Genomic DNA, 23517 nt, shown 5'->3' on the forward strand with positions numbered 1-23517 from the left:
TATTTTTCTGCTAAAGGGTCAATTGACATGAATCTCCCAATAGCCATGTCGTAATTTCTCCACTTAAAGCTGTCCCAGTTCAGTCCCAGCTCGTCTTGGCGTTCCTGACCCTGATACTTATACTTATTCTCTACACCAATTTTAACTGGGTTATAACCATTATGTTTTAACCCAAACGGGTAGTAATTGTTTTCTTCCTTAATGGCAAGTGTTTTGTCATAGCTCAAACGAACGTTGCCTAAATGATCTTTGTATTGATAAATGTATTGATAAGAATTTCCTGAAGGCTCTACATACCCTTCTGCTGTTGGGAAAAACTTTAAAACACTATTATCATATTGATAACCGCCCAGATAATCCGTTGTTACAGTTGTTTTTCCTGTTTCGTTTACAATTTTTTGCAGTTTTTGTCCCGCAGCGTTGTAAATGTACACAATATTTCCGGTGGTGGCAAAGGTAATTTTTGTAGGTAAATTTAAATGGTTGTAAGTGATAGAAGTGATATTTTTATTGGCATCAGAGACCATATTCCCGTTAAGATCATAGGTATAATCATCGCCTGTGTTAGCCCCGTCTATAAAACCTAAATCTTTACGACTGGAGTCCGTAACTTTCATCAGTTGGTTGGCGGTGTTGTTATTGGCATAGGTATATACCAAAGCGTCTATAGCTGTGGCACTCTCACTGCTTCCAGTACGACTAAGCCCCATAATATTTCCATTTTTATCATACGACAAAATTTCATTATAGGCATTGGTGGTTATCGCTTCTTTTTGGAAAATTCCTTCTTTGAGCCTGCTCAGGTTGTCGTATTTGTAACCGTATGAACGTACAGTCCCATTGTCCAAGTTGGTAGCCCAATAGGTTTCGGAAATATTCCCATTGTACAAACCTTTTACTCCTGAAATTCCTGAAGTCGTTTTATCATAATTGATCTTAAATGCAAATAAATCTTTTGGATCTGTTTCTTGTTGTAATGCCGCTGTATTGTTAATATCGGTCAGCCAGCCACGTACATTATAGGCGAAGTTGATGTTCTGGATATTGTTTCCTACTTTTTTCGAGCTGAGCTGCCCAAGTTCGTTATAGGTATTATTGGCAATTACTTCAATTGGTCCGCCATTAATCTGGTGGGTCTGGGTCAGCAAACGGTCCTGAGCAGAATAGGTAAATTCATCTCTTGTAACAAGTTCGGTACTACCCGAAGTACGTTTATGTTTGGTTATGGTGTACAATGCTTTTCCGATGAAATCAATTTTACTGTCCGTATAGGTGTAACCTCCTAAATAGTTTTGAGTATAGGTACGCACCGGTCTGGCCTTTTGCTCATAAAATGTAGTAGTAGTTTCTCCTGCGGTACTGGTACTTGAAGTTAATACTCTGGTCCAGCTCCCGGTAGCCAATCCTTTGGTATTGATTAAAAGAGATTGATTTTCAATAGCTGAAGGTATTACCGGAGCATTAGGGTAGGAGTAGGTATCGTAGTAATTAACCGTTAAGAGTTTGAAGGAAACAGGCGCTACGATATTAGTGTAATAAGCAGCAATGCCATCCAAAGTTCCACTGCTTTGTTTACTTTCATTAATGACGGTAAGAGTAGGATTATTCTGAGCAGCCTGTAAGTTTGTTCTTCCGGCAGCAGTTGCAGCGGTAGTGTTCATCCATCCGGTGTAGACAGGTCGGTTAAAAGCATCGTATTTGGTAATCATCCAACCAGATCCTGTACTATCTGTGAAAGGAGAGTTGGCAGGTCCTGTGGCAACAAGTCTGTCGAGTTTGTCGTACACAATGAACTCCCATTGTTTACCCGGTAGTTTTTTCTCTACCAGACGATTGCGTTTGTCGTATTTGTACTGGTAACAGAGATTATCTAAAACTCCCTGAGTTCCATCACTAATAATGGCACTGAAAGTACTTCCTGCCTTAGCATGGAATCCAGGAAGTAATGTAATAGAATTTGAAGCGGTTAAGTGCAGAGGAGCTTCAACAGATACTGTAGCTGTAGAGGTTAAATTCGCTTCTGTATTGGTTGTCGTGCCTATAAGATCTGCCGCTTTTGGAGGAATCACGTAGGTCAGGTTCCCGTAATCGTCATACACATAATAAGTATTGTGCGGGTTTCGGGAGTCGTAGGTTCTTTTAAGAATGATTTGTCCTTCTTTGTTTTTAAATTCTACGGTAGAACCGGCATTTTCGCTTGGGTTTGCACCCGAGTTTTCGTCGTAGGTAATGGTTTTATACAAAGCTCCCGAGACATTATAAATCCCTGCTTCTGAAAGACTAATATCATACAGTCCTAAACCGGCTTGCCAGCTCGTATTGGCTTTGTAGACCTTAACGGCATCAGCAGCAGTACTGGCCGTAGAAACGATTTTGATTTCATTACCACTGCCCATTTTCCAGGAGGTTCCCGGAGCGGCTTGTTTTTGAACACGGTTTAAAGGCGAGAATTCAAACTCTTTTTCCGAAAAAGGATTGGCTGTGTACTGATATTTATCTTTATTGTAGAACAGCTTTGCTTCGCTTATGGCTACATCAGCATCAATTTTTGGATGATTATTGGTTAAATTGACAACAGGGTAGGGTAAATAATCTTTGTCTTGTCTACCAAAGGCATCATACTTCATTGGAGTTACAATATTCTGTCCGTCTGCCCCCTGACCAATGGCAATGGTCTGTATCGGACGGCCTAATCCGTCAAAATAAGTAACAGTTTGATTGATGTCGTTTTTGGTTAGGCTATCAAACTTGGCTTCGGTAACCGGTTTTTTAGGTGCTGCGGTCGAGACAAAATTGTCAGGACTGAAAGTCTGGGCCCTAAGCCCCGAACTTGTCACTAACATGAGAATAACTATAGGAATGTATTTTTTTATGAAAATACAAGTTATGTTTTGAGAATTCATACTTCTTTATGGTTTTTTATTTCAGGCTAAGCATTATTATAAAAAAGGCACTCGATCTGGCTCTTTTACTTTAATACCATTGGTGTAAAACAAATTTCGGAGCGTTTTACACCAATTGCTAAGTTCTGGTTTTGGTTATTTTTCTTCTATGGCACCTTCGTTACATTGTCCGGTTCGATCGGCATAACCTTGTCCTAGGTTTCTTATATCATCTTCGGCTTGTCGATTGGCATCGGCTTGAGAGAGTAGCGAACTGTATGTTTTTGCAGGTACGCTATAGAGTACTTCTGTTCCATTCATTCCCGGTGGGCAATAGGATCTTCTGATATAACGTTGTGCATACTCGTTATAGAATACACATTGACCTTTAGCATTGGCGTTGGCTTGTCCTTCGGTATTTAGTTTTTTTACTGCCTCACTGTCTACGTGTGCCTGAGAAGTTTTTAAAATTACCGCTCCCTCTGATAAAGAATAGTTCTCATAAGAACCAATTGCACCACCAGTACAGCTGTTTTTTTGGAAGGAACCACTCATAGCAATGCTTCTAAAAGTACAGTCGCCCTGAGCATTAGCATTGGCTAAACCTTCTGCTTGGAATTTTTTCCAGGCACGCTCATCAGCTTCCGCCTGTGATGTTTCTGATTGAGCTGCGCCATACGCCAGGCTGTAGGGTACATAAGAACCCGCTCCACCAACAGTACAGTTGGTCTTTTGAAAATTCTGAGAGGCTATAGCGGCACTTTTAAAAATACATTTTGCATTACTGTCATTATTAGCAAATGCCTGTCCATTAGCCATGACTATTTTCAAAGCCTCATCATCGGCCGCAGCTTGGGACTCGTTTGAAGGGTACGTTCCGGCAGCAACAGTATACCAGGCACTCTGTGGGAAACCTCCGGCAGCACAGTTGTTACGGGTAAACTGTCTGCTTTGCGCCGTATTCCAGAAGGTACATTTCGCATTTTGATCATTATTGGCAAATGCCTGTCCGTTGGCATTAATTTGCCTCCATGCTTTAGCATCGGCATCAGCCTGAGAAATCTCAGAACTGTGTGTTCCGGCAGCAACAGTATACAAAACAGTCGCTGGCGTACCACCCGAAGCACAGTTGTCACGAGTGAAGGCTTTGCTTTGAGTCGAATTTTTATATAAAGCGGGATTTGACTCCTTAAGTGTACCGCAATCGGCTAGCTGTCCTTTATAGTTGTAGCAATATTTTTGCAATACAAATAAACTCTGATCTTTTACATATTGTAATCTTCCAAAAGAATCGTATTGATAATAAGAAGTGATTCCTTTAGGATCGGTTACACTGCTTATTCCCACAAGCGGGGTATAGGTGTAGGTGGTCACCATGGCATTTGGCAGATTGTTTCGCAAGCTACTTTCCTGTGTTGCTGACAAACTTGTTGCAATCGTAAAACCTGCACCAAAATCAGGCAAAGCCTCTAGCTGTGCATAAGCTGCATTCTCTATTTTGGCAATGGGTTGGCTTTTGTTATACCCCCAGATAATCGACACTGGTGTACCAGCCTCTAAGGTGTATTGAACAATATTACCTTTTTCATCGTACTGATTGTACGTAACTTTTTTATCGGAGTTTAAATCAATAGCATCCGATCCTTTATTGGCATATACAAACCTTGGCAATAATAAATTATTTGTCGCCGCACTTCTGTCATAAACTGTTTTCTGTTCGGATAGTTTTGCGCCTTTTTTCAGCGTTTGAGTATCGAGAACTTTCCCAACCATGTTTTTGGCGATTAACTCATTTCGGAAAGGTTCATTAGCCATTTCCGAGTCTTGTGGGTAAAAATACTTCGTTTCCAGTTCTTCATTTAAAGAATTTGTAACCGTTTGTGAACTCAATTTTAAATGAGAGGGACTATTGTATTTATACTTCGTTAAAGTGGTTACTGGGTTTTTACCTTCAGCGTCATTTTGCGTATTTGACTCAGATTCGAGGTAAAACCAATAAGAGTTGCTTGAATATAAATTAATATTTAAATGTTCAATATTTTTAAAATTAGGATCTGGATAATGGTAATGCTGAAAATACTTAGCCTCGTATGCTATTCCCGGTACTTCCTTTGTATATTGATTTTCTAGTTTATATTGGTATTCTGTTATGTTTAGATCGGTTAAATTTCTATTAAAAATTGTTTTTCTATGCAATAAGCCATTGTCCCAACTTGCATTGGTCCAGGGTGCATAATTAAGATTACTTCCCAAACAGGAGAAGGGCATGTAATCCTGCGATGTATAGTAAAGGAGTTCTTCGCCACCATTCTCAAAATTGGTACCACCATAACTCACTGTTACATATTCGTACGTTGTACTATTATTTCCTTTTGTATTGTAAAGAGGAAGGGAGCTCGTAGAAGTTGCTTTTAGAAATATACTTTTTACTTCTAGAGTTGCAAAGCCTCCACCAGGGACGGCAACAGAACACATACTTCTGACCTCAAAATCTTGCAATAGATTTATCTTAACTCCTTTTATACCTGTGGATACATCAAGAGCCCCCTTTTTTCCATAATAATAGTGTTTGGTTTCAGTGGTATTGGTCTCGGTATCAAAAGAGGTAATTTTTTGAATTCTCAATCCACCTACTGCTACGTTAGCCATAGATTCGATTCCACCACCCTTACAATAGGTAAAATTTATACGCCCTGTGGTTTTAGGTTCAGGAGAGAAAGTAGCAGTTATTTTGTATGTATTATCTTTGATAAAGGTGAAAGGTACTATTATGGGTTTATTATGTTCACTCGCAGTAATAGGTGGAATATTGAGGTGTGGGTTAGTTAAATTTTCTATTTTTATAGTTAGCCATAATTCTCCTATCGGAAACGTACCATTTGTAAGCTGATAGTCATTATAGAAAACGTTGGCCTGTATTTCGGTATCATAATCAGTTTTGTTTTCAAATATATAGGTCTCAGTCTGCTGCTCTCTGCTATATTCTGGGTTTTCAAAAGATTTGTTTTCCGCATGAATTTCGCACTGACTTGTTACCTTTTCCCATATAGAATTGGATTCGTATTCAAATTCGTTATATCCTTTTGTAGGATATATGATTCTTTTTAAAATTCCTTTTTTTGCATATTTGATATAAGGGTGCTTATCTCCACACGATCTGTTTTTAAAGATGTTTTTTATATAATCGCTTTTTGGATATAGGTCTTTATGAATAATAGGGTCTGGGTAAGTACCCCATTGGCCGTTATAAAAACCCCATAAATCTCTCTGATCGGATAATCTTTCCACTAAATCATTAGGCATTTCATATTCAAAACTATATTTTTTTGAGGGATCGTTAAAAATACATTCTTTTAGAAAAATTCTTTTATTGGCGGTGAAAAGATAATTAAAATCAGCTTTTTCGATTGTTTTTAGTCCTCCTGCATCAAGCACTTTTATACCATTTATTAAATAACTACCAATTGTATTTGGATTTGCGGTATATTGGAAAGAAACACTACCATACTGTGGATTATTAGGACTACTGATACTTTCTATCATTTTCCCCATAATGCTTAAGCCATTTTGAGTACGTTCAGTCGTGGGTAGTACAGACGAGCAAGCGTCTTCATATTGTTTAACAGTAAATGATTCGCTAATGTTGGAAACAAAATAATAATTAGAACTTTTATAGGTGAAATTAACAATATCTCCTTCGGGGTGAACAATTTGAGTAAGATACCAACCGGTTACAACATTTTCAGGCACTTCAACACTCTGCCAAGTACTATGTTCTTCATCAGAAAAAAAATATTGGACTCCATTTTCTGTAGTGATCTTAAAACCAGATTTACCAATAATTTGAAGCCTCTCAAGTTTTAAATTGTTTTGTGGGATCATTACAGCCTTACCATTGTTGTCAAAAACAAATTGTCCGGAGTATCCCTGAAAATTATAGGAATACAAATCAGGCTGCAAGTCCTGATGTTGGTTATTATGCATGTACGTTAAAAAGCTATCTGCAGAGCAATTTCTTTCGCTGGTGATCTCAACTGTTCGTTTTTCATCGGCTTGGCCTCTAACTACTCTATTGATAATCCCTCCTGTATTTAGGTTCCATCCCAATCCCACATTGGTTTCCATCTGGTCTACTTCTATACCATTGGAATTGTAGTTTAGCGCAATGGGAATAGCTATATTCTTCGTTTTATAAGTGTAAATTGGTACACTAATATTGGGAGTACCGGTAAAAGTTCCAACATCAGTCTGTCCGTATCTACCCAGTTCATAGGCGGTAGGAGACGGTGGTATGATGTTAGGAACAGACGATTGACCATTATTCTGCCCGATTATTTGAAAGGAAAAGAACAGAAAAAGCAGAGCGCTTTTTATTTTTAGATGATGCATTTTTTTTAGTTTCTTTTTTTATTGATTTTGGAGATTCCGCTACAGCCGATTTTGTCCCGAATTTCTTCCGGAACCACCTAAAGTAGCAGGTTTTATTAATTTGTGTGCGATGGTTTTATTAGAATCTTAAACTATGAGGGCAATGCTATAAAGCCTTTTTGATTAGGAATTGTTGTAGCCGATTTTTCCCAATCAGGAATTTTTGAAGTCGTAAATAAGGAGGCTTGTAAGAGTAGTAAGTAGCATTTTTTCATAAGTTATTTTGATTTTTTTTGGTCTTTGTTTACCGCCGCAAAGCTAGAATAGTATTTCTTTAAATCTTTACGGTTTCCCACATTTTTGCCGAAAATTAAATCAAAAAAATCAGTAGCAACAGTCGGTTTAATTAGAGAGATAATCGGGAGGATAACTAACAGAAAATGAGAGTTAATTCTAATTTCTAATAAAAGAATTAGCTATGTTTTTTAGGAATTGAAATTGCAGCTCACGTTTTTCGGTAGTAAAGAAATGATTTCTACAGCAAAAAAGTACGCCATAAAAACACGAAAAGCGCCTCAGTTGATGAGGCGCTTTTTTTTTATGATGACTGGTTTTTTCTAGACTATTTTTTTGGTTACAATCTTAAAACTTTACAGCACCTTTAGAAACTTTTTCTCCCACAGTAGTTCTTTTAGATAAATCTAGTTTTTGGGTTGAAACCAATTCGATATTCTGGCACGCTTCTCCGTTTATCGAAATTGCTTTTGCTGAGGCTGAATTAAATTCGACATTTTTTAAAGACATATTTTGGGTATTGTAGATTTCAAATACGGTACTATTTTCGATGTCTAATGTTGCATTGTTGATTTTGATTCCGTTGGCATCAATAATCGTAAAGCCCTTTTCGGCTTTGGTGATTAAATTAGAGATTTCGATGTTTTGAAGGTTCATTTCGGGTAAACCTTGAAGAAATACCGCCTGTTGCGCACCTCTAATCGTGATGTTTTTGATTGAAATGTTTTTAAACTGTGGTGTTTCTTCGTTTACGGGAACAGCTTTTGTAGTAACAGTATTTCCGCCTTCAGCCAAAGTTTCGGCAATTGATTTTCCTCCATAGTACAAATCAAACGAGATGGCCTGTGACGGAATATCGGTCATAAAAATATCCGAGATGTAAATATTTTGTACAATTCCTCCTCGTCCGCGAGTGCTTTTAAAACGAAGCCCTACATCGGTTCCCATAAATGTACAATTAGAGACATGTAGATTTTTTACGCCACCCGACATTTCGCTTCCCACCGTTACACCGCCGTGTCCGTGATAAACGATGTTGTTTTTAACGATAATATTTTCACAGGCAACAGCACGATCGCGACCGTCTTTGTCTTTCCCCGATTTGATGCAGATCGCATCGTCGCCCACATCAAAACTTGAATTTTCGATGATTACATTTTTGCAGGATTCCACATCAAGACCATCACCATTTTGAGAAAACCAAGGGTTACGAACAGTTATATTTCTAATAATTAAATCTTCAACCATAAGAGGATGCAGGTTCCAGGCAGGAGAGTTTTGAAATACGGGGCCATCAAACATTACTCTTTTACTATTTTGAATGCTTACCAAAACCGGGCGTAGAAAATCGTGAATGGCTTCAAATTCTTCCTTGGTTTTTAGATCGTGGCGAACATTTTGATCCGCACCTTTTGCCCCTTTTAGATATTGCTCAGAAGGATACCAACTGTCCTTCTTTTCGTTTAAAACACCACCCGAAGCTACAAATTTGTTCCATTGTTCGTCTGTGAGTTTGTTTTTTTTAACCTGTCTCCAGGCTTCTCCCGAGCCATCCCAGACCCCTTTTCCGGTAAATGCTATATTGACGAGGTTCTTACCATAAATAGGAGAGAGGCAGCGCCAGGTGTTAAGCCCTTCAAAGCTGGTCTCAATAATTGGATATAAAGTTTTATCGGTAGAGAATTTAATAAGGGCCCCAGCTTCGGCATGAAGTTCAAGATTACTTTTTAAAATAATTGGACCTGTAAGCCAGATTCCCGGAGGGATAATTACTTTTCCGCCTCCTTTTTTGGATACTGCATCTATAGGCATCGGCGAAAGCTTTAGTATTTAAAACATATCCGCCATTGACCGCTCCAAAATCTTTTAGGTTTACGGTATTTTGAGGTATTAACGGCTCGCTGACTTTTGCCATTTTAAACTCGATGTTTTTATAGGTGTCATAGGGCTTGTTACCCTGAGCAAAACTATCTGGAAAGAAACAGAGGATCACAAGTATCAGAGTAATGCGTAGAAGTTGGTTTGGGTTAGCATTCATGTGTATGAATTTGGTTTGAAATTTAATTATAAATTTGAATGTATTGTTACAAAATCACCTTATTCGTTAATGCTTTTTTTGAAAACTTTAAAAAGTAATTTGAATAAAAGATAATGTTTAAATGTAATCGATTACACAAATCTAATAAAAATATTTATAAATGATGATTTAGTTCAAAAATAAAAAAATCATTATAAAAAATTCATTGTTTAGGGTGATCATTTTTTGCCACGAATCGCACTAATTTCACAAACTCGATCTAATTTTTTTTACAATAGAAGTGATGTAAGTCAATATAAGTTTTTTTCTTAATTGAACTTATCATTACATATAGGATTTAATTTTTAAGCTTGTTTTTTTGTGAAAGAAATAATTCTATTTTAGCTGAAGATTAGTCGCGTTAAATATTGCATTTAATTTGACAAAATATAACTAAAATATAAGTGATTTTATGAGTAAAACACTTTGGGAAAAGGCTTTAGCATTTAGTTTTGATCAACCAAATGATCAATATGGATTTTCAACCAGATTAGCACTAGAGAATCATTGGACGATTCATTTTACTCAAAGCGCCATAATTGAATATAAAAAGTTTCTTTTTCTGGCTGCAACCAGTAACGAAATGGTTTCACCTTCAGAGATTGTTGATATTGTTTGGCATCAACATTTAATTTTTACTAATTCTTATTCTGATTTTTGTGATTTGTTAGGAAAAAGAATAGAACATATTCCTTCGACTCATAATCGATCGGATTTTGTTAAGTTTAAAATGGCAAAAGAAAGAACTAAGGAGCTTTATGAAGTTAATTTTGGCCCGCAGTTAGCTGAAATTTGGCATTATGATAATGAATTAGATTCTTTGCATTTAGAGAAAAGTGGGTATGAAATTTCAAAACTTAGGAAAAACTTTTTAATCTATACCACCGCTCTGTCATTTCCGGTGTGTTTGGTTATCTTTTCATTTTTAATAAAAATTAAGAATCCTTATTTCCTTATAGCATATCTTTTGCTTTTTGTTGTTGTAATTTTATTCTTGAAATTTTATGTCCGAAAAAGTTTTCTTTCGTTATATGATGAAATTAAGAATAACTTCATTTTACAGAATCTTACGGCACTTGAGATGGTGTTTTTTAGAGAAAACAAACTGGATGCTGTCGTTCGTGGAGTGGTGAATAATTTGATTGTGAATCATAAAATTAAGATTTTAACAAATGGTAGATTAGAATTAATTGATGATAGTTTTGTTGAAAACCGATATGAGAACTGTATTGTCGAGATTATGAAAGATTTTGAGCCAATGCCTTATCAGCAATTATGCAAGACAGCCTTGCAAAAACCTATTTTTGAGCAGCTTCAGAAAGCAACTTATAGAATAAGAAACAGAATTTTTGATTCGAAAAAATTTGCAGATGTGGTGATCGTTGTGATGATTATTTTAGGATTCTTATTAAGCATTGGTTTTAGCAGATTTATAACTGGAGTTTGGCGAGGTAAACCGGTTACATTTTTGCTTTTTGCGATCGTTCCTTTGGTATTAATTTCTTTGTATTATATCAATCAGGTATTGAATTTAATGTTTACAACTATTATACCTTCTGTTTTTGAAGATAAGGCAAGGATAGCAACAGTAGAGGAAAAGAATTGGGAGTGGGATTATTTTCTGTATGGAAATATAATATTAGCAAGTTCATTCGTTCCGTTGATTAACTATAATACAAATTCGGTTTCTTCCAATAATTTTAGTAGTTCAGGATCATGTGGGACTTCTTCATGTGGAACTTCTTCTTGCGGAAGTTCTTGTGGTTCTTCATGCGGAGGGTGTGGTGGTGATTAAAAGAAATCATTTTTAAACAAAAACAAACATTCCGTTCCAGAAATCTGAAACGGAATGTTTTAATTAAAAAAAAAACTCAAGTAATAACAATTGTTATGAGTGCTTTTACTGCTTTTGCAGCTTTTTTTAGAATACTCCAATATAGTGGTTTCCTGGTTTGTTAACCAGTTTTGCTCCTTTGGTAACAGCTCCTGTTGGAATATCGATAACATAAATGTTTCCATCTTTTCCAACTGGTGTAACGGCCAGGTAAAGTTCGTTACCGTCAACTACAAAACCTTGGTATTGACCAAAATCTAAAGCAGTATCGTAAGCAATACCTTTAACTTTTTTAACAGTTTTAGCATTCAAATCTACTCTGGCAACAAATCCCTGTTTACCGGTTGCAGTTTGTGTGTAAAGTACATAAGCAATTCCGTTTCCTGCATATCTCCATGCATCGATATAAGATCCTTTTATGCCTAATGCAGCATCAAGACTGATAGCGAAAGAATCATCGTATTGATTGTCCTGGTTGATTCTTAAGATATAAGAACCTTTGTTCGTATCTCTTTGAGTTGCCTGATAGATGTTACCATCAGTTCCTAAGAAACTATTAAAACTACGGAAACCGCTTGTATCTCCAAAACCAACTTTAGACGTAATAATTTGCGGATTCTTTAATGATGGATAATCTACCACAAGAGATTTAGAGCCTAAACGATCAAATGTAGACTCGATTTGTCCTGTAGTTGGATTTGTTTTACGCAACCATGTTCCGATAATGACTTTATTTCCTGCTTTATTGATAGTAGGAGCATCTAAACGGAAAATGTGGTGTCCCTGAGCTTCTTCCTGAGCAGTCAATGGAAGTTCGTATTGATTGTAGTTTGTGATACGAATACCTTTAAGATCTAAAGCAAGAACTGTAGCCAAACCTCTGGTGTATTTGTATGTTTTGTCCGGATTTGTTGTAATAACAGGGGTAGATACATTTACGGCAACACCTGTGTTGTCACCATCAAAAAGTTTGTTCCATCTAGGTGATGTTCCGGCATATTGAGAAATGTTTACTGTTGTACCTGACTGCGTAAAATTTTTGGCTCCATTTACTTTATAGGTCATAAACTCTCCACCGTTAGCTCCGGTATACGTAATGTTAAAAAGAGTGCTTCCGTCTACAGAGGACTGCAAACGAGCCGTTCTGTTCGATTGTACAGGCATTCCGTCTGCATAAACATTGATCGAATAATTTGGGTCTTTGGCATTTTTTTTAGTTACGGCATAAACCATAGTTCCTCCGTTTCCGTCTCCCGGTGCTTCCTGCATTAATGCTCCTGAAACAGTGATCCAACGATCTGGTGTTTCCGGATTTACAGGATCAGTACTTTTTTCGTCATTACTGCTGCAACCAGTTGTCAATGACAATGTGCTTAAAACTAAACCACATGCAAATAGTTTAAACGTACTTTTTCTCATATTCATTGTTTTAAAAAAATTAGATATTAAAATTTATTAAGAGTATAATTCAGTTTTAGATAAAAGGCACGTCCGGGTTTTTGAACAGCATAATTATCGAAAACTTGTTTATCGAAAACATTTTTGGCGTCAAAGCTTACTATAAATTGTTTGTTTGGGAAAACATAACTCAGTCCTAAATCCTGTGAAAACTGCGCTGGTGTTACAGAGTTTGGCGCAGCAATCCAAAGTGTCGCAAAAGGATCTACGTATCCACAGTTGTAATACAGATTTAATTGTGAGTTCTTTTGGATCAGTTCCTTAAAGTTGTATTGAATATTTCCATTTAAAGTAAAGAAAGGCTCATTTGGAAGTTGCCTGTTGTATTTGTCTAATTGTGCGCCATTTGGATCATATTTCATTTTGAATAATGAGTTGAATTTTGACATGTTCATGGACACAAACAAACGATCTTTAAAACTATAGTTAAAAGAAGCTTCGTACCCAATGGATTGTGCTATTCCTAAATTTTCAAACGGTAAAGCTTGTATAGCGTCATTCACACGATCGCCGGAAATACGAACAATTTTGTCCTTAGTATTTCTTAAAAAACCGGATGCTACAACTGAAATTTTGTGCTGGTTTATCGTATAAGGGCCAAACTGCAATCCGGCATTGAAATTGTCACTTTCCTCTGGTTTTAGGTCAGAGTTCCCCAGTATGTTTTCACCTGGTCTTCCAAATATTTCTTCATCAGAGGGCAATCTGATGGCTTTCTCTGCAGATGCCGTGATCATTATTTCGGGTGTAATGAAATAAGAAGAGGCCAGTCCGTATCCAAAAAATGGAGTTGTGTTTTTAGTGATCTTTTGAGTTATCGTGTTTTGGCCATTTTGACTTACTAGCAGAGGTTTTCTTTCGTCTACCTTTTGCTCGTAAAACTTACCAAAGAAATTGGTTCTTAGTCGTGAATCAAGAGCCTGCATTTCGTAAGCCAATGAAGTGACTGTTTTTTGTAAATGGAACTTTGCTTCAAAATCCCTTTGAAATTCAGGTTTTATTAGATCGTCCTGATTTTTATTTAGCGTGTAAAAAAAATGACTGAACACAACTCTGTTCTTTTCATTCAGGTTGTAAGTAAATATACTTCTTGAGCTCAGTATGTTATTATTGATGATATTAATTGTCGGTCCACTTTGTTGTGCACCCGTTTTGGATAATATGGGTTCGCCTTTTAATCCTATAGACTTTTCTCCATGCCAATTATAATCCCATTTGACCGTATCATTTACCATCTCATGCGTATTACTAAAGACCGTATTGGTCGAAAAATCAAGTTTTTTGAAGAGAAAGCCTTTCTTAGAGTAGTTCAAACTTATTGCCGTAGCATCGGCTTCAGAAAAGCGTCCTTTATAGGGTTTGGTCATATACTGACCGTGCTGAATCTGATTGTGATCTTCTGATACATTTACACCAATCAAAAAGTTGTCAGCCCATTTAACATTGGTATAACCGGCTTCAAACCTTCCACCGAATGATCTGTATCGGTTTTCGAAACGTTTAACTCTTAGAGGTTCGTAACGGCCATCTGGTGCGATGTTGTAAATAAATCTTCCCCACACCTCATAATCATTATCAGAATAATTATAGAATCCGGATCCTTTTAGGGTAAAACCAGATTTGTCGCGATAGGTAGTATTAAAATTAGATTGAATCGTATTGAACGAACCATAAGAAATAGAAGCATTCAGCGTATTGCGAGCACCTTTTTTAAGGATAACATTTATAGCTCCGCCTAAGGCGTCATCGGCCAGTTCAGCAGGAGTAACTCCCTTATAAACTTCGATACGTTCGATTAATGCAGGTGGAATACTGTTTAAATTGAATGATGAACCATAGGTAGAAATGGGAATTCCATCAATAAAGATTCGAATAGCGTTTCCTGACATTCCATTCAGGTTATAATTAACGCTCGAACCTAATCCTCCGTTTTGTCTGATTCTTACGCCGGCAGAGCGGTCAAGTAATTCATTTGTTTGCAGATTTCGGGTAGCTGCTTCTTTAGTTTCTATGACATTTACGGAGAAACCTTTGTTCATGATCTCTTTTTTTACCGAGTTCTTTTTGATCACAACCTCTTTTAAGGCTTTTGGATCATTTGATTTTTCCAATAAGATGTTTACGGGAACAGAAGAGCTATTTACAACAACTTTTATTGTTTTTGTTTTCGCTTCAAGTGAAGTGATTTCAATGGTATAATTGCCGTAAGCAACGTTTTTAATTTCAAATTGACCGTCATTACCCACTAGGGCAAACTTTTGAGTTCCGACTATTGTAACCGATGCACCAAATGCAGATTCAGCGTTTCCAAAAGTAACTTTTCCTTTAATATTTCCATTTTGGGACCAACCTGAAAAATGAATGAACGTCAATAATAACAATAAAAACCTCATGATTTATGTACTTCTTAAATAGGAATGCAAACTTAAATCATTGTTTATATTTAATCTAAATAAAGGAATTAGAAGATCATTAGAATTACATTAGAAATTCTAATGTTGAGATTAATTTGAAATTTGAAGTGACATAATACAACGTTTTTTGTACAATAATACTTTTTAAATTACTCAAGACTGAACAATGTAAAATAGTGTTGAGCTATGGTGGTTTGTAGTATAGTATTGATAGGTAGTTTTTTATGAGATACTAAAATGGTGTTTGATAATTGCTTAATTTTGAAACTGATTATTATCGGAAACAAGGCCAGTTCTGCGAGATGATTTTTGTTACTGGAATAATCGCTTGTCTCTAATTTCTTCTAAATTATGCTTTCATTTCAAACCAACCATCAGGAATTTGTTCCTTCCGAAGAATTACAGCGAAATATAAAATGCTTTTGGTACGACAAGATCGAGTGCAAAAAAGAGGAATCCGGTTTTGAAGTAGTACCGGACGGTTATGCCGAAATTATTTTTTATTTTGGGAGTGAACTTAGTATTTCTTATCAGGATAGTTTGAAAGTTTTGCCGTCGCCTTTTATAATGGGACTACTCAACCAGCCTGCTGTTTTCAATTCGATCGATTCATTTGAAATTATTGGTATAAGGTGTTATCCGTGGACGATTTTTGATATGCTCGGATTATCTGCTGCAAAAGGAAAGAATGGAGTACAGGTTTTTACTCATCCTATTGCCGAACTTCAGTCAGTTTTGTGCGATCTGATTCGTTTGCATCAAATAGAAGAGGCAATTGCCAAAGTCGAAGATTATTTTTTGAAAAAGCAATTGCAAAGTAGTGAAGATAGTTTGTTGTTTAAAGCCGGAACAGCAATGACAGCCGGGGGAGGAAATATGCCCGTAAGCCAGATAGCAGCTGCGTCTCATACTACCGTTCGTACTTTGGAAAGAAACTTTAAACAATCATCTGGTTACACGGTTAAAGATGTTTCAGGTTTAATGCGTTTTGAACAGGTACGCAATCGATTATGGCATGAACCGAATTTGAATATTGCAGGTTTGGCTCAGGAACTGGGTTACACTGATCAGTCGCATCTTAGTCGGGAATTTAAACGTTACAGCGGTACTACACCCGCTGTATTTGCACGAAAAGCAAAGCAACAGACGATAAACAATGATTTTGTCGCATTTATACAATCCTGAAACTGTCGTATTGCAGAATTTTGTCTTTCTAATTTAGAATGTAAAATTATGTTATTGAAAGATAAAAAAGTAGCCATTATAGGTGCGGGGCCAGTTGGTCTTACCATGGCAAAATTATTACAGCAAAACGGTGTTGAAGTTACGGTTTATGAAAGAGATGCAAATGCGCAAACCAGAATTTCGGGCGGGACACTTGATTTGCATAAAGGTTCGGGACAGGAAGCCTTAAAAAAGGCAGGATTACTGGATGTTTATTTTGATGCGGCTATACCAATGGGGAGAACTGTAGCAGATCGACAAGGTAATATTTTGTTCTCTAAAACAATAACGCCAGAAGAACGTTATGACAATCCTGAAATTAACAGAAACGATTTAAGACTACTATTGCTTAATAGTCTGAAAAACGATACGGTAGTCTGGGACAGTAAGTTTACGAACCTTAAAGTAGTTAACGGAAAATGGCTTTTGGAATTTGAAAATGGAACAAGTGTTATTGCCGATTTTGTAATTGGAGCAAATGGCGGAATGTCTGGTGCCAGAGAATTTATTACAGCAGCCAAAATGGAATATACCGGAACACTTATGATACAAGGCGAGGTGCTTTGCCCTGAAACGACTTGCGAAAAGTTTAGTCAGCTCTGCAACGGTACCATACTCATGACTGCAGGAAAAGAAGGTTTGTTGGTGGCGAATCCAAAGAATGGTAAAGTTTTGAGTTATAATGTCATTTTTAAAAGCCCTGAAGGAGCTGTCAAAATAGAGAAAGCATTTCAGAGTACGCATGAAATTCGCAAATACCTCTTAAACCGATTTTCGGAATGGGATGAATCTTACAAGGAGTTATTTCAAGCCTCATCTTCTTTTATTTTATGGCCCACGCGAAAAATAGCCTTGGATTGTGATTGGAAAAAAGATCGCCTTTTACCTATAACACTCATCGGAGATGCCGCGCATATCATGCCGCCATTTGCGGGCCAGGGAGCAAATATTGGATTATTAGATGCCTTAATTTTATCAGATAATCTGACCAATGGAACATTTGAAACAATAGAAACTGCTATTAGCGATTACGAACAACAGATGTTTGTTTATGCAACACAAGCACAACTCGAGACGGCGGTTAACGAAATAGCGATGCTAAGTCCTGATTTTTCTTTCCTGAAATTTTATGAGTAATAAAAACTCTCGCAGAGACGCAAAGGCGCAAAGTTTTAAAAGCTTTACAGAGAAAAATCTTAGCGTCTTCGCGACTTTGCGAGAAACAAAAATCTGCGTGAAAAAAAACTCGCAACAGATTAAAGTTTTGCCTTGAATTTTTTGATTTTAAAGTTTTTGGATTTGACTACTTTGCCATTATCTGTAATCATCACACAGCTGTAGTCGGGGTATTTTTTTAATAAAAGCAGACCATCTTTTTGTCCTAAAACCATAAGCGAGGTGCTTAAACCATTTGCGGTTTCGGCATTAGGTCCAAATACGGAAACACTGCATAAACCGGTAGCAGGATATCCGGTTGCGGGATTAATGATATGAGAATAACGCTTGCCATCAAAAACAACAAACTTCTCGTAGCTTCCGGAAGTGGTCACAGCGCCATTGTTTAACGGAACCACTGCAAACAGCGTATCAGGGTGAAAAGGATTGGTCATTCCGATGTTCCAGTCTTTACCGTTGGGTTGTCTTCCCCAGGCAGTCATGTCGCCTGAGCCGTTTACAATTCCGGCTTTAATGCCTTTTTCAAGCATCATATTTCGGCATTTATCGGTTGCATAACCTTCGCCCAACGCGCCAAAACCAATCTTCATTCCTTTTAATTTGAGAAATATAGTCGATTGTACGCTGTCGAGAATAATGTTTTTATAGCCTACTTTTTCTACTGATTTTTTGATGGCGTCGGGAGAAGGCATTTCAGTCATTGATCCGTCAAACTTCCAGATTCTGTCCATAGCGGCAAAACTTACATCAAAGCCGCCTTGGGTCGCTTCCGAAAATTGTATGGCTCTTTGTGTGAGTTCAAAAACTTCACGATCTACTTTTACAGGTCGGATTCCCGCATTTTGATTGACTTGAGAAACCTGAGAATCGGGCTTCCAGTCGGAGATAAGGTTTTCTATTCTTGTAATTTCGGCAATTACCGCATCGATATTCTGTTCTGCGGTAAGCGAATCTTTAGCCACAATCGAAATGTCAAAACGTCCCCCCATAAGCAGTGTGGTTCTTTTTCGCAACACCTGAGCAGTAGTGTTTAGGCTGCAAAATAGTACCAGTAGCAGTAAAAAGGAAGTACGGATTGCTTTTTTGTTAGACATTGAAGTTTATTTTTTTATGTTTTGCAGTAGCATAAAGTTGACCTTGCGATGAATTAAAAGTAGTATTTCATTAGTAACAATCGCTTAGTAATTGACCATTTTTCTTGTATTCTGAAAGATTCTTTACATTTCTTTCCAGACACAATTGGTCCAGAATCGATTCGACATCCTGTTGCATGGCAAGTGAGCCGCAAATCATAATTACACCGCCTTGCTGCAGTAAATTAATGAAAAAATCGGCATCGCGTTTGATCAGATCCATCACATAAAAGTGCTCATTTTCGCGGGACAATGCGAGATGAAAACTTTGCAGCTTTTGCTTCTGAATCATTTCAGTCGTAAATTTTTTATATCCTGAAACGGTTTCGGTTTCCATTCGGAATCCTGAATACAAGCGTGTTTCTGTCTTCGTTTTGTTTTGTTCGATCATTCCAAGGAAAGGGGCAATACCCGTTCCGTTTGAAATAAGAGCAACCTGAGGCGCTTTTTTAGGAAAATGAAAAACCTTGTTGTTGATGATTCTGGCTTTGATTACATTTCCGGGAACCAGTGCGTTTAGAAAACCAGAACCCAATCCGTGTGCATGTAATTTCACCACTAATTGGATGTTTCCGGAATGACTTCCGATCGAGTAGAGGCGTTCCCTGCTGTCGTTTGCCGGATAAATAGCCAGTAAGTCTCCCGAAGTAAATTTAACTCTGCTATTGACACGTAATGTAATCAGGAAAGTTTGCTCGGTTTCGGAAATAAGTGTTTTGTCTAAAACCATCAATTTTTGCAGGCCTTTTGGTACATGATTGTACAAAGAAGGTGTGGTCGACAACGGAATTCCCATTTTAGCACTCCACAACCTGATCCAGTTTACAAATTCAACTGCCGATTTATCATTAACAGTCTGTACTTCCAGAAAACGTTCCGTCCAATTTTGATTTTCGAGCTGTTTGTCTATTTCAAAGGCAAAACCACAAAAATCAGGATAGGCTTTTGAACCAAATCCAACGATTGAATACGTGATTTTTTGCTGCTGCGGATGCTTTTTTACAAGCGATATAAATTTATTTGCGTTAGAAGGAGCATCACCTAATCCGTGAGTAGAGGAGAAGACAATAAGATGTTCTGCCTTTGGAAAAATGGTATAACTGTTCATTTCGGTAACAAACGCTTTTTTACCCTGATCAATCAATTGTTTGAGTACAGCATTGGCAAATCGCAAAGAACTTCCGTTTTCTGAACCAACCAAAAGTATAAATTCACTTTCGGTGGCTTTGTATTTATTTTTAATTCGGCTGGACCTTCTTTTTAAGGTAATAGCAAAACCAGAATAGATAAAAAAGAGAATGTTGATACTGGCAATCGCAAGTATAAAAGCCCAGATTCCATTAGCCCTTCCGGTATGCAGATCAAGACTTAAATCAGACAATTGAGCGGTCACGGGAGATAGTTTTTTCGTAACAATAGCCCCTGTAACCTGATTGACTTCAATTTCGCGGTCTTTTAAATCAATGATGTAATATTCCTCAGGATCGTCTGTAAAAGGAAATTCAATTTTGTTGACATCCGCTAAAAGTGTTTTTTTGAAAACAGAGGTTCCTTTTTCTTCTTTGGTAATATCAGCTTTGACCATTTTAACCTTTTCGGAATCTTTTTTATCCATGAAAAAATTAAATTTTTCGAGCGATAAATAAGTTCCGGTAAGTGCAATAATCAGAATTGGGATTAAAGCCAGTCTTCCTAAAACTACGTGGTAATATTGTGCGAAATATTCCTTGACTACTTTAGAGAAAAAGTTACGAATGCCTCTTTGTCGGTTTAGTACCAAAGCAAAGCCCGAGATTGCAATTAAAACGAGTAAAAAGGAAATGATACCAACAAAAAATCGTCCTGTTTCATGAAGAAACAAAGAACGATGGAATCCGGTCACCCATTGAATAAATTCGCTTTTTTTCAGGGGTGTTCCTAGTTGTTTACCGGTTTTAGGATCAATATAAGCATTAATGTCATTGCCGTCTTCATCAATAGCCTGCACGGTTACAAACTGATTGTGATCAATACTGACGGTTGTGATTTCAGAATAATTCTTTTTGAGAACGGTTAAGGCTTCTTCCAGCGTTATAGCATCAAAATTTTCGGCACGGTAGGGAAGTGTTTTTTCCTGCATTGCATCAACAGCAAGAATAGTACCTGTTGCCGAAGCGAGGATCAAAAATAAAGAAGAGCATAAAGCAAGAGCCAGGTGTGCGTAACGCCAAAAAGAAAGAGTCATGGAGGTGTAATCTATAGTGTAATCAAATGTAAGCGTTTTTTTTACCACAGATTAAAAGGAATTTTAATTTGTTCAGCCCTTTTGAATCTGTGGTTATCTTTTTTTCAAAGAATTTAATTAGAGTTAGTTCGTGCGATTGCTTCGCCTGTTTGCTTTCGCCCGATTTGTGACTGCTACAATTAAATTTTGTTTAATCTCACATATCTGATATAACCTTTTCCCTCAGTTTTGTCAGCCAATCCTTCAGTAGTAAGCGGAATTTCTAAATCGCTTACATAGTACTTCTGATCTTCTACTGCCGATTCAAATCTTAGTTTATATCCTTTGTTTATTTTAGAATCTTCGATTTCAATTGTGGTAACGCTGCGGTCTCCACCGGTAACAGAAGCTCCGGTTTTAGCACTAATATCAGCAGGTTTTGCAGTTTGAAACTTATTCCACTCTTTCAATGATTTGTACCATTTTTTATCGTCACCCATTAAATAAAGGGTTTTCTCGTATTCTCCTTTTGGATTGATAAGCGAAACAACGATGTAAGCGCCTTCTCCCATATAATTAGCCATTTGAAGCATACATTTGTACTTACTTTGTGCTGTAGATTGGTAAGAGATTAAGCAGATTAACGCAGCTGTAAGCGCTATTTTAAATATTGATTTCATATGAATTATTACTTTTTTCAGATCTTAGATCTTTATATTTTTGGAATTTGGAATTTGAAATTTGGAATTTCGATGTTTCTAGCGATTATTTTAAAAAATCAACCGAGATGTTGTTTTTAGTTAACGACTCGTTTTCTTTTGCCAAAGCATAAGCAGTTTCGTCAAACTCAGTGTTGATGTCTTTTTTAGCACCAATTGAAAGAAGGTATTTTAAGATTGAATCGTCTTTGGCAACCATAGCTGCTTTGTGTAAAGCTGTTAAACCATCTTTATTTTTAGCATTAACATCAATGTCTAAAGAAGCTAATTTTTTTACTAAAGCCAAGTCGTTTTTTGCAATAGCAGAGTGATACAGCGTGCTTCCGTCTTTTTGAGCAGCAGCTAAATTAAGTCCTTTTTCCTGAAGTAATTTTGCTTTTGCTTCAAATGGATCCTGAGCAGCATTGGCATCACGGCCTGCCGGACGGTAAGATTGTACTAAGTAAATACCCAGATTGTTTCCGTCTTTATCTTTTACATTTACATCGGCACCTTTGCTTAATAAGGTTGCAACTGCTTCAGGAGTTCCTGATTTTACTGCAAATGTCAATGCCGACTCGCCTTTAGTATTTTGTAAGTTGATGTTTTTTGATACCGGTAATAATTTGTCTAAGGCAACAGTTTCTCTTGCTCCGGCAGCGATCATTAACGGAGTATTTCCGTCTTTGTCGATTTTGTTGGCATCAACACCTTTGGCTAAGAAATAAGCGATTATTTCACCCTGATTTGGTTTGTTTGCCAATAAATGCAGTACATTTTCTCCCGACTTACCGGTAGCAGTAGCTTTTAACTTTACTTCTTCTACTAAATATTTATACGTTTCAAGAGTATTAGTTTCTCTGCGTGATCCCTGTGCTGCGATTAGAAGCGCATTGTCAGTAGGTTTTACTTTTCGGTCTAAAAGTTTTTTCAAAAGTGCAATGTTTCCTGTTCTTGCAGCATAGTCAAAAGCAGTACTTCCATTAGCGTCAACATCTTTTAGAGACAGTCCTTTAGCTACTAAATAATCGGTTAAAACAAGATCTTTATCAGCTGCAACAGCCATTAGCAACAGGTTGGAACCATCAGCATATTTTTTCTTCGGATCAATTCCGGCTTTGAAAAAAGCATCGTATAAAGCAGTATTGGTCTGACCGTTTGAAGCAGCAAAAGCAATTGGAGTAGTAGCGTGGCTGTCTTTAAGGTTAATGTCTGAGCCTTTAGCAATAAGGTAATTTACCAATTCAAGATTTCCTCTATAAGCAGCCCAGTGCAGGTAAATACGGTTGTCGTGAGTCAATTTAGTTACTGTATTACCAGGTTGGTCCAATAAGAATTTTATACTGGCTATAGGAGCATCGTTGTTGATTGCAATAACCGTAGCGTCAAAAGCATTGGCATTGGGTGCTACGGGACTGTTCCCTTTTGCAATTTCAGCTTTAACCGCATTGACATCCGGTACTGTTTTCCAAAAAGATTGCTCTAATAATATGTTTTTTTGCTGAGCACTTACAAATAAGGAAGCGACCAATGCGAAAGAGATAAAGAAATTCTTTTTCATATTTAAAGATTTACTATTTTTTCTAAAATAAATTAGTTTTGGTATACTACTGAAACAGCTTGCGAAGAACAATCTATTTAGAATAGTTAAAAATAACGCAAATGTAAAAATTAATATTAGTAAAGCAATGTATTTGCTGAAGAAACTCCAATTTTAATCTTTTTTTAAGGATTGAGAACCGGATTTTTCACAAAA

The 23517-nt window shown here is 37.0% G+C and carries 12 protein-coding genes; 3 read left to right on the forward strand and 9 right to left on the reverse strand.

What is annotated here, in order from left to right; all coding sequences use genetic code 11:
- From ACN1CN_RS18155 to ACN1CN_RS18165, 3 genes are all read right to left on the reverse strand, one after another.
- Nucleotides 1-2843: DUF6443 domain-containing protein (locus tag ACN1CN_RS18155; RefSeq protein WP_419136626.1), on the reverse strand; the 2843-nt coding region annotated here is incomplete at its 3' end.
- A 195-nt stretch (nucleotides 2844-3038) separates the two neighbouring features.
- The gene (locus tag ACN1CN_RS18160; RefSeq protein WP_419136627.1) at nucleotides 3039-7271 is read right to left on the reverse strand and encodes a DUF5977 domain-containing protein; all 4233 of its coding nucleotides are present in this window, start codon (nucleotides 7269-7271) and stop codon (nucleotides 3039-3041) included.
- A gap of 621 nt (nucleotides 7272-7892) precedes the next feature.
- The gene (locus ACN1CN_RS18165) at nucleotides 7893-9356 is read right to left on the reverse strand and encodes a glycoside hydrolase family 28 protein (RefSeq protein ID WP_419136628.1); all 1464 of its coding nucleotides are present in this window, start codon (nucleotides 9354-9356) and stop codon (nucleotides 7893-7895) included.
- A 677-nt stretch (nucleotides 9357-10033) separates the two neighbouring features.
- Between ACN1CN_RS18165 and ACN1CN_RS18170 the strand changes: the two genes are divergently transcribed.
- Complete coding sequence (locus ACN1CN_RS18170; protein ID WP_419136629.1) at nucleotides 10034-11416, forward strand: hypothetical protein; 1383 nt, start codon at nucleotides 10034-10036, stop codon at nucleotides 11414-11416.
- Between the two features lie 126 nt (nucleotides 11417-11542).
- Here ACN1CN_RS18170 and ACN1CN_RS18175 read toward each other — a convergent pair whose 3' ends face one another.
- Nucleotides 11543-12874 (reverse strand): hypothetical protein, encoded by a 1332-nt coding sequence (locus tag ACN1CN_RS18175; protein WP_419136630.1) that lies wholly within the window; start codon nucleotides 12872-12874, stop codon nucleotides 11543-11545.
- A 26-nt stretch (nucleotides 12875-12900) separates the two neighbouring features.
- A complete protein-coding gene (locus ACN1CN_RS18180; RefSeq protein WP_419136631.1) occupies nucleotides 12901-15306 on the reverse strand; it encodes a TonB-dependent receptor in 2406 nt (801 codons plus the stop codon).
- A gap of 372 nt (nucleotides 15307-15678) precedes the next feature.
- Between ACN1CN_RS18180 and ACN1CN_RS18185 the strand changes: the two genes are divergently transcribed.
- Both ACN1CN_RS18185 and ACN1CN_RS18190 read left to right on the forward strand, forming a co-directional pair.
- Nucleotides 15679-16512 (forward strand): helix-turn-helix domain-containing protein, encoded by an 834-nt coding sequence (locus ACN1CN_RS18185; protein WP_419136632.1) that lies wholly within the window; start codon nucleotides 15679-15681, stop codon nucleotides 16510-16512.
- A 48-nt stretch (nucleotides 16513-16560) separates the two neighbouring features.
- Nucleotides 16561-17688, forward strand: coding sequence for an FAD-dependent oxidoreductase (locus ACN1CN_RS18190; RefSeq protein WP_419136633.1), 1128 nt, complete (start codon nucleotides 16561-16563; stop codon nucleotides 17686-17688).
- A 119-nt stretch (nucleotides 17689-17807) separates the two neighbouring features.
- On the opposite strand, the gene ACN1CN_RS18195 is transcribed toward ACN1CN_RS18190, so the two are convergent.
- From ACN1CN_RS18195 to ACN1CN_RS18210, 4 genes are all read right to left on the reverse strand, one after another.
- Nucleotides 17808-18821 (reverse strand): FAD:protein FMN transferase, encoded by a 1014-nt coding sequence (locus ACN1CN_RS18195; RefSeq protein ID WP_419136634.1) that lies wholly within the window; start codon nucleotides 18819-18821, stop codon nucleotides 17808-17810.
- A gap of 70 nt (nucleotides 18822-18891) precedes the next feature.
- Nucleotides 18892-21084, reverse strand: coding sequence for a PepSY domain-containing protein (locus tag ACN1CN_RS18200; RefSeq protein WP_419136715.1), 2193 nt, complete (start codon nucleotides 21082-21084; stop codon nucleotides 18892-18894).
- Between the two features lie 179 nt (nucleotides 21085-21263).
- The gene (locus tag ACN1CN_RS18205) at nucleotides 21264-21743 is read right to left on the reverse strand and encodes a DUF2271 domain-containing protein (RefSeq protein ID WP_419136635.1); all 480 of its coding nucleotides are present in this window, start codon (nucleotides 21741-21743) and stop codon (nucleotides 21264-21266) included.
- Between the two features lie 85 nt (nucleotides 21744-21828).
- On the reverse strand, nucleotides 21829-23322 hold the full coding sequence (locus ACN1CN_RS18210) for an ankyrin repeat domain-containing protein (RefSeq protein WP_419136636.1): 1494 nt from the start codon (nucleotides 23320-23322) through the stop codon (nucleotides 21829-21831).
- Nucleotides 23323-23517 lie beyond the last annotated feature (195 nt).

This window comes from Flavobacterium sp. T12S277 (assembly GCF_048514875.1).
Taxonomy (GTDB): domain Bacteria; phylum Bacteroidota; class Bacteroidia; order Flavobacteriales; family Flavobacteriaceae; genus Flavobacterium.